The organism is Variovorax sp. 01T439_2, from assembly GCF_056398445.1.
Genome location: NZ_JBFTPJ010000066.1, coordinates 1 through 11,565, shown reverse-complemented (window position 1 = coordinate 11,565; position 11,565 = coordinate 1). Strand labels below are relative to the sequence as shown.

Sequence of the window (11,565 nt, the reverse complement as noted above, 5' to 3'; positions counted from 1 at the left end):
GCCTGATGCTGCATTCGCCGGGCGCCGCGCCGCCCGGGCTCGCGCGCCTGCCGGTGGAGGAGGAAGCGCTGGTGCTGGCGCTGCCGTCGCAGCACCGGCTCGCGCGTGCGCGGCCCGTGCCGCTGGCCGAGGCGCTGGCCGAGCCGCTCGTGATCTTTCCGCGCCGCATCGTGCCGTCGCTGCACGATGCGGTCTTCGACCTCTATCACGCGGCGGGGCGCACGCCGCAGGTGGCGCAGGAGGCGATCCAGATGCAGACCATCGTCAACCTCGTCTCCGGCGGCATCGGCGTGGCCTGGGTGCCGCACAGCGTGATGCAGTTCCGGCGCGCCGGGGTGGTCTATCGGCAGGCCGGCGAGTTCAAGGGCACGGGCCGGCGCCGCGTGGCGCTGCCAGCCTGCGAAACCAGCCTCGTGTGGCCCGCGCAGGCCGCGCATCCGGCGCTCGCGCGCTTCGTGGAATTCGTGCGCGAGCGCACGGGGCGGGCAACGTAGGGCCGCCTACCTGCGCGGCGTTCGTGGGCCGGCCGGCCGCGGTGCTGCGGGCGTATCGAGCGAGGCGGCGAGCAGCGTCTCGAGCCAGCCCGCGAAGGCTTGCATGCGGCGCGAGAGATTGCGCCGGTGCGGATAGACCAGGTGCACCGGCAGCGGCTGGGCGCGTGCCTCGGGCAGCACCTCGGCCAGCTCGCCGGCCGCGAGGTGTTCGCGCACGTCGTAGGCCGGGATCTGGATCAGCCCGAGGCCTGCCAGCGCGCAGGCGATGTAGGTCTCGGCGTTGTTTGCGCTGACCTGGCTGCGCATGCGCAGTGTCGCGGTCTCGCCGTCGCGCTGCCACTCCCAGGGCGCCGCGCGGCCGCTGGTCGGGGAGGCGTAGTTGACCGCGATGTGCTCCGGCAGGTCCGCCGGCGTGCGCGGCGTGCCATGGCGCGCCAGGTAGGCCGGGCTCGCGCAATTGATCAGCGTGAAATGCCCGAGCGGCCGCGCGACCAGGCTGCTGCTGGCCAACGGACCCACGCGCAACGCGCAATCGACACCTTCGAGCACCAGGTCCACCGCACGGTCGCTGGAGCCGAGCTCGAGCTCGATCGCCGGGTAGCGCTCGAAGAAATCCGGCAGCGCCGGCGCGATGAGCCGCCGCGCGATGCGGCTTGGCACATCGATCTTGAGCCGTCCGCTCACCTGGCTGCGCGAGGGCAGGAACTGCTGCTCGATGTCTTCCATGTCGGCCACGAGCGTGCGGGCGCGTTCCAGCAGCACCTCGCCGTCGGGCGTGAGGCCGACGCGCCGCGTGGTCCGGTGCAGCAGGCGCGAGCCCAGCTTCGCCTCGAGCTGCTGCACCGCCGTGGAAATGGTGGCGCGCGGCAGCGCGAGCCGATCGGCCGCACGCGTGAAGCTGCCGGTTTCGGCCACGCGCAGGAACACCTTGAGAAGGTCGATGCGGTCCATGCGTGCCAGTCGAATTGTTCGTGGTTCTACGAACAGTCTAGCGCCGGATTGTTGATTTATTCCGGAACTTGCCATCAATAGACTGAAGCTTCCCGATTCACATCAACGCTCTTCAGCAGGAGGCCATTCCATGTCTGCACGCACTCTCCAGAACAAGGTCGCCGTCATCGCCGGCGGCGGCAAGAACCTTGGCGCGCTCATCGGCCATCAACTGGTCGACGGCGGCGCCCGCGGCATCGCCATCCACTACAACAGCGATGCCTCGCGCAAGGAGGCCGAGAAGACCGCCGCCGAGCTCGAGGCCAAGGGCGCCGGCACGCTGCTGGTGCAGGGTGACCTTGCCGTGGTGGAGAACAACGTCCGGCTGTTCGACCAGGCCGTGAAGCACTTCGGGCAGGTCGACATCGCCATCAACACCGCGGGCGTGGTGATCAAGAAGCCGATCCTCGATGTCACCGAAGCCGACTACGACAAGAGCTTCGACGCCAACGCCAAGGCCGCGTTCTTCTTCATCCAGCAGGCCGGACGCACGCTGGCCGATGGCGGCAGCATCGTGTCGCTGGTGAGCTCGCTGCTGGCGGCCTACACGCCGTTCTACGCGATCTATCCGGCCTCGAAGGCGGCGGTGGAGCACTACACGCGCGCGGCCTCCAAGGAGTTCGGCGAGCGCGGCATCTCGGTCAACGCGATCGGCCCCGGACCGATGGACACGCCGTTCTTCTACGGCCAGGAAAGCAAGGAAGCCGTCGAATACCACAGCAGTGCGGCGGCGCTCAGCAAGTTCTCGAAGAAGGGCCTGACCGACATCGAGGACATCGCGCCCATCGTCCGCTTCCTGGTCACCGAAGGCTGGTGGATCACCGGCCAGACCATCTTTGCCAACGGTGGCTACACCACGCGCTGATCCAGCCGGATCGCGCTCGGGGCCGGCTGCTCGGCGGGGTTTCGGGCACTGACATCGCCCTGAACGCCCCCGTGCCGGCCGCGACATTCGGGCCGGGCACAATCCGCGGATGCTCATGTATCCGCAGATCAATCCTGTCGCCCTGCAACTCGGGCCCGTGGCCATCCACTGGTACGGCCTGACCTACCTGGCCGCGTTCGCGCTGTTCTATTTTCTCGGCACCCGCCGGCTGCACCACGAACCGTACCGCTCGCTGGTCGGGCAGGGCGCCTGGCAGCGCAAGGACATCGAGGACATCCTCTTCCTGGGCGTGATGGGCGTCATCGTGGGCGGGCGGCTTGGCTATTGCCTGTTCTACAAGCCCGAGTTCTATCTCTCGCATCCGCTCGAGATCCTCTACGTGTGGCAGGGCGGCATGAGCTTCCATGGCGGCCTGCTGGGCGTGATCGGCGCGATGGTCTGGTTCGCGCATTCGCGCGCGCGGCCGTTCTGGCAGGTGATGGATTTCGTCTCGCCCTGCGTGCCCACGGGCCTGGCGGCGGGGCGCGTCGGCAACTTCATCAACGGCGAGCTCTGGGGCCGCTTCAGCAGCCCCGACCTGCCCTGGGGCATGGTGTTTCCGCAGAGCGGCTCGATGCTGCCGCGCCACCCCTCGCAGGTGTACCAGTTCCTGCTCGAGGGGCTTCTGCTGTTTGCCATCATGTGGCTGTACGCCCGCAAGGAACGCAAGCAGGGGCAGGTGGCCGCGGTGTTCCTGATCGGCTACGGCGTGCTGCGCTTCATTGCCGAGTATTTCCGCGAGCCCGACGATTTCCTGGGCCTGCGCGCGCTGAACCTGAGCCAGGGGCAGTGGCTCAGCGTGCCGATGGTGATCTTCGGCATCGGCCTGTGGACCTGGGCCGCGCAGCGCCGCCAGCCGGCGAGCGCCTGAGCATCGCGTCCTCAGGGTAAGCACGGGCCGCGCAGGGGATGCGCGGCCTTGCGGCTCCTTCGGGCGCGCCTCACAATTACGCGTAATTACAGAAAATTACGCGAGCCGGATTTCCTCCAACCGCCATGCGCCTGGTCCCCAACTCCCTGCACGACGAAGTCGCCGCCACGCTGCGCGAGCAGATCTTCGCGGGCGCGCTGGTGCCGGGCAGCTTCCTGGACGAGGCCGCGCTGTGCGAGCGGCTGTCGATCTCGCGCACGCCCTTGCGCGAGGCGCTCAAGGTGCTCACGGCCGAAGGCCTGCTGCGCCACGAGCCGCGGCGCGGCTGCTTCGTGCGCGAGGTGACGGAGCGCGATCTGGACGAGATATTTCCCGTCATCGCGCTGCTCGAAGGCCGCTGTGCCTACGAGGCAGCGCGCAACGCCAGCGATGCGGAACTCAGCGAGCTCGACGTGCTGCACGAACGGCTGGTGCGCCACGCCAAGGCCAAGCGCATCAACGACTACTACGCCACCAACCACCAGATCCACGAGGCCATCATCCAGCTGGCCGATAACAAGTGGCTGGCGCAGGTGATTGGCGATCTGCGCAAAATTCTCAAGCTGGCGCGGCTTCAGCAGCTGCATGCGCCGGGCCGGCTCGAGCAGAGCCTGTCGGAGCACCTGGCGGTGTTCGCGGCGCTCAAGGCGCGCGACAGCGAGGGCGCGGACGCGGCCATGCGCACGCACCTGACGCGCCAGCGCGAGGCGCTGCGCGCGGTGGCGCGGCAACAGAAATCCAGGGTGATGTCGTGAACCGCCTGAAAGAAGACGGCATTCCCGCAGCCCACAGCATTGGAGCTTGTCGATGAGTGCGACCGAGTGGTTCCAGGCGCGACTGCGCTCTGGCGAGAAGTCCGGCGAAAAGGCCGCAGCCAAGGTGCCCGTGGCATCCGACGGCGCGGCCCGCGGCGCACCCAGGACGGCCGCAAAACCCAGCATGCGATCGACCGCCGAGCGGCTGCAGGCCACGCTGCGCAAGGCCGACGAGGCCCTGTCGCCGCGCGCGCTGCGCCGCGTGCTCACGGCCCTACAGGCGGTGATCGATCCGCGCGTGAGCGAGGTCGAGGGCGGGCGCCGGGCCCATGCCATTGCACGCGAATATGCCGCCGCCACGCCCGAGGAGCGGCGCGACTACTGGGCGCTCATGAGCGAGCATTTCGCGGCCGATCCGCACAAGCTCAAGTCCGCGCGCGACCAGCACCAGGCCGCCGTGGGAACGCCCGACGAAGGACAGGCCGAACTGCGGCTGAGGCGCGCGCTGGTGTCGCCGCGCATGCGCCTCTTGCAGCGTTTTGCAGTCGAGCCCGAGGGCATGCGCTTCCTGGTCGACCTGCGCGCCGAGCTGCTGCCGTTCCTCAAGTCGGACAAGCGGCTGCTCGCGCTCGATGCCGAACTGGAGCACCTGTTCTCCACCTGGTTCGACGTCGCCTTCCTTGAACTGCGCCGGATCGATTGGCATTCGCCGGCGTCGCTGATCGAGAAGCTGATCCGCTACGAGGCCGTGCACGACATCAAGAGCTGGACCGACGTGAAGAACCGGCTCGACGACAGCGACCGCCGCTGCTACGGCTTCTTCCATCCGCGGCTGCCCAACGAGCCGCTGATCTTCGTCGAGGTGGCGCTGGTCGACCGCATCAGCGATGGCATCACGCCGCTGCTCGATGAGGCCGCCGTGCCGATCCAGCCGGCCAAGGCCACCACCGCCATCTTCTATTCGATCAGCAACACGCAGACCGGGCTGCGCGGCGTGAGCTTTGGCGATTCGCTCATCAAGCGCGTGGTCGAGACGCTGCAGGAAGAGCTGCCGCGCCTGAAGACCTTTGCCACGCTGTCGCCGATCCCGGGCTTTCGCAGCTGGCTCGCCCGGAATGCCGCCGAGCTGCTGCCGCGCCTGGATGAAAAGCGCGAGGCCGAGCTCGGCCGCCTCGTCGGATCGCTGCCGCCGACCGCCGAGCGGCTGCTTGCCGCGGTGGAGGCGCCGGCCACGCTCGATGCCAAGTCGCCGCTGCGCCAGTGGCTCTTGCAGGCCGCGGCCGAATACCTGGGCCGCACGCTGGTCGACGGCACGCCGGCCGATCCGGTGGCGCGTTTTCACCTGGGCAACGGCGCGCGCGTGGAGCGCCTCAACTGGGCCGGCGATCCTTCGCCCAAGGGGCTGAAGCAGTCCTACGGCCTGATGGTCAATTACCTCTACGATCTCAAGCGCCTCGACAAGCATCGGGCATGGATCGCCGAGGGCAAGGTGGCGGTTTCGGGGGATGTGGAAAGCCTGTTCTTCAAAAAAGGCTGAGTTCTGGAAAGAAGTCCGGCGCGTGCTGCGCCGGCCCGCATGGTGCGGCAATCTACAACGACAGGAGATGACAGATGACTCAGAGTTTTCAGCGACGCGAGGTGCTGCGCCTGGCCGCGGCCGGTGCCGCCGTTCTGTGCGGCGGGGCAGGGGCGCAGGGAGGTAATTGGCCGACGCGGCCGGTCAACATGGTGGTGCCGTTCCCGGCCGGCGGCGGCACCGACGCCTTCGCGCGCCCGCTCTCGGCCCAGTTCGCCAAGGTCACCGGCCAGACGCTGGTCATCGACAACCGCGGCGGCGCGGGCGGCACCGTGGGGGCCAGCATCGCCGCCAAGGCCCAGCCCGATGGCTACACGCTCTTCATGGGCGCGGTGCACCACGCAATTGCGCCGTCGATCTACCCCAAGCTCGACTACGACCTCGAGAAAGACTTCGTGCCGCTGATGCTGCTGGCCAACGTGCCGCAGGTGGTGGTGGTCAACCCGCGCCGCGTCACGGCCAATACGCTGCAGGAACTCGTGGCCGCCGCCAAGCGCAGCCCCGGCAAGCTCAACTACGGCTCGGCCGGCGCAGGCACCTCGCACCACCTGGCGGGCGAGCTGTTCAAGCTGCAGACCGGCACCTTCATCACGCACATTCCCTACCGCGGCGCGGGGCCGGCGCTGTCCGACCTGATCGCCGGCAACGTCGACCTGATGTTCGACGGCCTCGGCTCCTCGGCCCAGCACATCAAGGGCGGGCGCATCAAGGCGCTGATGGTTGCCGGCAGCAAGCGCAACCCGGCGTTCCCCGACGTGCCCTGCGCGGCCGAGGTCGGCCTGCCCGACTACACGGTCACCACCTGGTACGGCCTGTGGGCGCCCAAGGGCACGCCGGCCGAGCTGCAGGCACGCATCGTCGACAGCATGAAGAAGGCCCTTCAGAGCGACGAGCTCAAGGCCATCTGGGCCCAGAATGGCTCCGAGATCCCGAACCTTACCATGGCCTCGTACGGCGGCTTCGTGAATTCCGAGATCAAGCGCTGGGCCTCGGTGGTGAAGGCCTCGGGCGCCAAGCTCGAGTAGCGGGCGGCAGCCAGCCTCCACGTCACACCGAATATCCGAAGCACCTGCCCGATGAAGACGAAAGCCAATTCCAACCTGTTCGCCGCCCTGCGCGCGGCCTTTCCCGCCGAACTCGGCCGCACGGCCGTGGAAACCGACAACGGCCTGTTCTATTCGTGGCAGGACCTCGACCGCGCCAGCGCGATGATGGCCAACCTGTTCGGCGCGCTGGGGCTCGCGGAGGGCGCCCGCATCGCGGTGCAGGTCGAGAAATCGGTCGAGGCGATGATCCTCTACCTCGCCACGCTGCGCGCCGGCTACGTGTTCCTGCCGCTCAACACCGCCTACCAGAGCGCCGAGATCGAATACTTCATCGGCAACGCCGAGCCGGCCGTGGTGGTGTGCACCAGCCGCAATGCCGCGTGGGTCGGACCGATCGCGAGTGCGGCGGGCACCCGGCATGTGTTCACGCTGGACGACGACCGCACCGGCACGCTGCTGGAGCTTGCCGCGCAATGCAGCGACCGGCATGAAGCGGCGCGCAAGAACGCAGGCGACCTGGCCGCCATCCTCTACACCAGCGGCACCACCGGCCGCAGCAAGGGCGCGATGCTCACGCATGGCAACCTGCTGTCGAACGCCGAGGTGCTCAAGGACTACTGGGGCTGGACGGAGGGCGACGTGCTGATCCACGCGCTGCCGATCTTCCATGTGCACGGCCTCTTCGTTGCGCTCCACGGTGCGCTGCTCAACGGCAGCAAGATGATCTGGTTCTCCAGGTTCGACCCGAAGCGCGTGGTCGAGAAGCTGCCCGAGGCCACCGTGTTCATGGGCGTACCCACGCTCTATGTGCGCCTGCTGGCCGAGCCCGGCCTCACGCGCGAGGCGGTGCGCGGCATGCGGCTGTTCATTGCCGGTTCCGCGCCGCTGCTCATCGAGACCTTCGACGAATGGCGCGAGCGCACCGGCCACACCATCCTGGAGCGCTACGGCATGAGCGAAACCGTCATGCTCACCTCCAACCCCTACAACCCTGCCCAGGGCGAGCGCCGCGGCGGCACCGTCGGCTTTGCGCTGCCGGGCGTGCGGCTGCGCGTGCGCGACGACGCCGGCCGCGACTGCACCACTGACGAGATCGGCAACATCCAGGTCAGCGGCCCGAACGTGTTCGCGGGCTACTGGCGCATGCCGGAGAAGACGAAGGAAGAATTCACCGCCGATGGTTTCTTCAAGACCGGCGACGTCGGCAAGATCGACGGCCGCGGCTACGTCACCATCGTCGGACGCAGCAAGGACCTGATCATCAGCGGCGGCTACAACGTCTATCCCGCCGAGATCGAGGGCTACATCAACGAGCTGCCGGGCGTGGCCGAAAGCGCGGTAGTCGGCGTGCCGCACCCCGACTTCGGCGAGGTGGGCGTGGCCATCGTCATTGCCAAGGGCAATGGGGCGCTCGACCCCGATGCCATCGTGGCGGAGCTCAAGTCGAAGCTCGCGAACTTCAAGATTCCCAAGCGCTGCTTCGTCGTGCCCGAGCTGCCGCGCAACACCATGGGCAAGGTGCAGAAGGCGCTGCTGCGGGAGCAGCACAAGGGGTTGTTCGGCTAGGCCTCGCGATCCTCGCCCCCCGGAGCGAGGGGCCCGCTACACCTCGCCCAGCCCGTTCATGAGCCCGCTGCCCGCATGGCAGTTGATGTATTCGTAGCTCTGTTCGTCGGCCTTCAGCACCGACACCTCGTGGTACACGCGCAGCTGCAGCTGGAAGTTCAGTGCCTGCACGTAGCGCATGAAGCTGCCGAAGATCGCGACGTGCGTGGGATGCGATTCGGCCCAGCGCTCCATGTCGGCGAGCGAGTGCCAGAAGCTCAGGCCGAAGGATTTCTCCAGCGGCGCCCCCTTGGCATCGAGGTGCTGCATGTAGCGGTTGCTGTAGCAGCCGATGCGAAGGCCCTGGTCGCGCAGGAAGTCCATGCCTTCGCGCAGCACGGGTTCCATCTCGCCGAGGTAGAGCGTGCGTTCCTGTCCCGTGGTGTCGGCCCATTCCTGGCCGGAGCGGATCATGGCGATGTTCTCGTGGCCTGCGATGCGCACGCGCTGGCCGGGTGCCGGCGCGCCGGCGTTGACGGCGCGCGTGCCCGAGGGCGCCATGGCGTCGGTCTGCGACAGCGGAATGCGGTCGCGCATCGAACCCCAGTAGCCGTGCTCCTGCAGTTCGCCGCTCACGCCGCCCATCACCACGCCCACGCCTTCGAGGCGGTCGGGCGTGTTGAACATGGTCTCGAAGTGCTCGGCGCGCGGCGCAACGATTTCGCGGAAGTAGCCGAGGCCGTCCGCCAGCCGCTCGTCGGAGCGCCACCAGGCATCGACCTCGGGCGCCGCGCACCAGCGCGCATGGGCCGCAGGGTCGCTCCAGTAGGCGATGGCGACCATGTTGTCGCAGCCGGCGGCGTCGACATGGTGCGCGAAGTCGTGGTGGCCGGGCCCGTCGGGCAGCGCAAAGCCGGCGGCGATCTTCATCAGCGCCGCGCATGCGCGGCCCTGCATCCCGGCGCCGCGCGACTGCACGCCGAAATAACCCATCACGACCTGCCGGACCGCGCCCGGCGCGCGCGCCGACCATGCGGGGTAGGGTGGCGCGTAGTCGTCCTCCACGCGGCGATGGCGCGTGCGAGGGCACTTCAGGTGCTCGGCAATGGCGGATTCCATGGCGTGGCTCCGGTGCTTCAGGCCGCCAGCGGCTGTTGGCGCGCGTCTGCCGCTGCCGGCTCGGGTGGGGCGACGATGGCCTCGAAGGCACCGCGCTCGACCTCGGGCGCACGCTGCAGCACCACGGGTTCGCGGCGCGTCTTGTTGAACAGCAACTGCGTGACGTCGGGCCGCGAGTAATGGCCGCTCGGGTCGGCGGCCGCCTTGGAGAGCGCGATCATTCCCAGGTCGATGTCGGCGATCACGAGGCCCTCCTGGTCTTCGGCCAGCGGCGTGCCCAGCGGCGAACCGTCGGGCGCATAGATGCGTGCAAAGCCGCCGCCCACGCGCAGCATCTGCTGCTTGCCGGCGTCGGTGCACATCAGCTCGCTCATCGCCTGGGAAACCGTGGCGCACGGTGCAATCACGAAGCACTGGCCCTCGGCCGCGTACACCTGGCTCGCGGCGTTGTTGAGTTCGGGGCCGAGCGCATAGGCCGCGCCGCGGTAGAGCGAAAAGCTCGGCCAGGCGCCGCAGTGGATCTGCTCGTTCTGCGCATACATCGCGTACTTGCTGAGCGGCTGAAGATGCTCCCAGCACGAGAGCGATCCGATGTTACCGATGGGCGTTTCGACCACGGCCAGGTCCGAGCCGTCGCCCTCGCCGAACACGGTGCGCTCCACATGCGTGGGCTTGAGCTTGCGGCGCGTCTGCACCGTGAGGCCCTGGTCGTCGATCAGCGCCTGCGCAATGTAGAGGCTGCCCGCAGCCTTTTCGCTGTATCCGAGCGAAACCCAGATCTTGTGCTTGCGCGCGGCCTCCCGGACGCGGTCGAATTCGGCCGAGCCCACGACCAGCGCGTTGTCGTGGTAACGCTGCACGAACTGCATGCCCCAGGCCGGCGAGTCGAGCCAGATCCACCACGGGTAGCCGGGCATCCAGGTCTCGGGAAAAGCGATGAGCTTCACGCCCTGGCCGGCGGCCTGGGCCATGAGGTCGATGGTCTTGTCGATGGTGCCGTCGAGATCGAGGAACACGGGCGCTGCCTGCACGGCGGCAACGCGGAGCTTGGGGTGAACGGTGGCGGGCATGGCGGCGGGTCTCCGGAAGCAGGGGTTGAAAGAAACAACTTCGCACACCTCGCACCGGGTTTGCGTGGTGGCATGCGGGTTGCTTCAAGCGTAGATTCGCCGCCGCGAAACGCCTTGACCCGAACTTGCGGCGTTCTTGTTCCAGCGTTGCATGCCGACTTCCGAAGGAACCCCGATGACCCCGTTGCTCAGCACCGATGCCGTTCCGCGCGGCCAGCGGCTCGCCTACTGGACCGACATGATCTGCAACGTCTACGTGCAGCTCGGATGCGATCCGGTGCGCGAAGGCGATAGCGGCAATTTCGAAGGCAGCATCCGCCAGCACACGCTGCCGAGCCTGGACGTGTCGGTGGTCAGGTCGGGGCCCCAGAAGGTGATGCGCACGCCGGGCCACATCTCGCGCTCGGGCGACGACTGCTTTCTGGTCAGCATCCAGGCGCGCGGCCAGGGCGTGGTGCGGCAGGATGGGCGCGACGCCGTGCTGGCGGCGGGCGACTTCGCGCTGTACGACAGCACGCGGCCCTACCAGCTGCTGTTCGACGACAGCTTCGAGCAGATCGTGCTCAAGCTGCCGGGCGAGCGCCTGCGCAGCGAGCTGCACGACACCGAAGCGCTGACGGCCACCACCGTGTCGGGACGCGAGGGTGCGGGGCACCTGCTGCTGGGCATGATCCGCACGCTGCGCGAGGACATCGACACCTTGCAGCCCGCGTCGGCCCTGGCGGTGGCCAACGGCGTGCAGAGCATTCTCGTGGCCGGGCTGCAGACGCTGCCCGCGGCGCGCTCACCGGGCCTGAGCAGCCTCACGGCCTACCACCTGGCCCGCGTGAAGCGGCGCATCGACGAGCAGTTGGCGGATCCTTCGCTGTCGGTGGGAAGCCTCGCGGCGCAGTTGGGCGTTTCGGCGAGCCACATCCACCGCGTCTTCAAGAGCGAGCCGCTCACGCCTTCGCAGTACATCTGGGAGCGCCGGCTCGAAGCCTGCAGCCGCGACCTGCTCGAGGCGCGCCTGGCCGGCCGGCCCGTGGCCGAGATTGCCTACGGCCGCGGCTTCAACGACGCGGCGCATTTCAGCCGCGCGTTCCGCGAACGCTTCGGCTGCTCGCCGCGCGAATGGCGGCAGCAGCGCGTGCAA

Annotated in this window: 11 protein-coding genes; 8 read left to right on the top strand and 3 right to left on the bottom strand. The window is 68.4% G+C overall.

Features of this window, described 5'->3' with window-relative positions:
* The coding region (locus AC1DOC_RS05310; RefSeq protein ID WP_478129493.1) for a LysR substrate-binding domain-containing protein at positions 1–494 on the top strand (494 nt) is incomplete at its 5' end.
* Positions 495–500: 6 nt separating this feature from the next.
* Here AC1DOC_RS05310 and AC1DOC_RS05305 read toward each other — a convergent pair.
* Positions 501–1,445, bottom strand: a complete 945-nt coding sequence (locus AC1DOC_RS05305; protein ID WP_018905074.1) for a LysR family transcriptional regulator — start codon at positions 1,443–1,445, stop codon at positions 501–503.
* Positions 1,446–1,575: 130 nt separating this feature from the next.
* Here AC1DOC_RS05305 and AC1DOC_RS05300 point away from each other — a divergent pair, with 130 nt between their 5' ends.
* From AC1DOC_RS05300 to AC1DOC_RS05275, 6 genes are all read left to right on the top strand, one after another.
* A complete protein-coding gene (locus AC1DOC_RS05300; RefSeq protein ID WP_012747642.1) occupies positions 1,576–2,349 on the top strand; it encodes an SDR family oxidoreductase in 774 nt (257 codons plus the stop codon).
* Between the two features lie 109 nt (positions 2,350–2,458).
* Entirely contained in the window at positions 2,459–3,280 is an 822-nt protein-coding gene (gene lgt / locus AC1DOC_RS05295; protein WP_018905073.1) for a prolipoprotein diacylglyceryl transferase, read from the top strand.
* 125 nt (positions 3,281–3,405) lie between these two features.
* Complete coding sequence (locus AC1DOC_RS05290; protein WP_012747644.1) at positions 3,406–4,074, top strand: GntR family transcriptional regulator; 669 nt, start codon at positions 3,406–3,408, stop codon at positions 4,072–4,074.
* Between the two features lie 52 nt (positions 4,075–4,126).
* Positions 4,127–5,611, top strand: coding sequence for a malonyl-CoA decarboxylase (locus AC1DOC_RS05285; RefSeq protein WP_026284070.1), 1,485 nt, complete (start codon positions 4,127–4,129; stop codon positions 5,609–5,611).
* A 74-nt stretch (positions 5,612–5,685) separates the two neighbouring features.
* Positions 5,686–6,675 (top strand): Bug family tripartite tricarboxylate transporter substrate binding protein, encoded by a 990-nt coding sequence (locus AC1DOC_RS05280; RefSeq protein ID WP_018905071.1) that lies wholly within the window; start codon positions 5,686–5,688, stop codon positions 6,673–6,675.
* Positions 6,676–6,726: 51 nt separating this feature from the next.
* Positions 6,727–8,262 carry a malonate--CoA ligase gene (locus tag AC1DOC_RS05275; protein ID WP_018905070.1) on the top strand — a complete coding sequence of 512 codons (1,536 nt, stop codon included), beginning with the start codon at positions 6,727–6,729 and terminating at the stop codon, positions 8,260–8,262.
* Between the two features lie 36 nt (positions 8,263–8,298).
* On the opposite strand, the gene AC1DOC_RS05270 is transcribed toward AC1DOC_RS05275, so the two are convergent.
* Positions 8,299–9,360, bottom strand: coding sequence for a phenylacetaldoxime dehydratase family protein (locus tag AC1DOC_RS05270; protein ID WP_018905069.1), 1,062 nt, complete (start codon positions 9,358–9,360; stop codon positions 8,299–8,301).
* A gap of 17 nt (positions 9,361–9,377) precedes the next feature.
* Entirely contained in the window at positions 9,378–10,430 is a 1,053-nt protein-coding gene (locus AC1DOC_RS05265; RefSeq protein ID WP_018905068.1) for a carbon-nitrogen hydrolase family protein, read from the bottom strand.
* 175 nt (positions 10,431–10,605) lie between these two features.
* On the opposite strand from AC1DOC_RS05265, the gene AC1DOC_RS05260 reads away from it, so the two are divergent.
* A partial coding sequence (locus AC1DOC_RS05260) for an AraC-like ligand-binding domain-containing protein (protein WP_018905067.1) occupies positions 10,606–11,565 on the top strand: 960 nt, incomplete at its 3' end.

Excerpts from the sequence above, each read along its gene's own strand:
- AC1DOC_RS05305 (WP_018905074.1), bottom strand. The coding sequence starts at position 1,445 with ATGGACCGCATCGACCTTCTCAAGGTGTTCCTGCGCGTGGCCGAAACC.
- AC1DOC_RS05300 (WP_012747642.1), top strand. The coding sequence starts at position 1,576 with ATGTCTGCACGCACTCTCCAGAACAAGGTCGCCGTCATCGCCGGCGGC.
- lgt (WP_018905073.1), top strand. The coding sequence starts at position 2,459 with ATGCTCATGTATCCGCAGATCAATCCTGTCGCCCTGCAACTCGGGCCC.
- AC1DOC_RS05290 (WP_012747644.1), top strand. The coding sequence starts at position 3,406 with ATGCGCCTGGTCCCCAACTCCCTGCACGACGAAGTCGCCGCCACGCTG.
- AC1DOC_RS05285 (WP_026284070.1), top strand. The coding sequence starts at position 4,127 with ATGAGTGCGACCGAGTGGTTCCAGGCGCGACTGCGCTCTGGCGAGAAG.
- AC1DOC_RS05280 (WP_018905071.1), top strand. The coding sequence starts at position 5,686 with ATGACTCAGAGTTTTCAGCGACGCGAGGTGCTGCGCCTGGCCGCGGCC.
- AC1DOC_RS05275 (WP_018905070.1), top strand. The coding sequence starts at position 6,727 with ATGAAGACGAAAGCCAATTCCAACCTGTTCGCCGCCCTGCGCGCGGCC.
- AC1DOC_RS05270 (WP_018905069.1), bottom strand. The coding sequence starts at position 9,360 with ATGGAATCCGCCATTGCCGAGCACCTGAAGTGCCCTCGCACGCGCCAT.
- AC1DOC_RS05265 (WP_018905068.1), bottom strand. The coding sequence starts at position 10,430 with ATGCCCGCCACCGTTCACCCCAAGCTCCGCGTTGCCGCCGTGCAGGCA.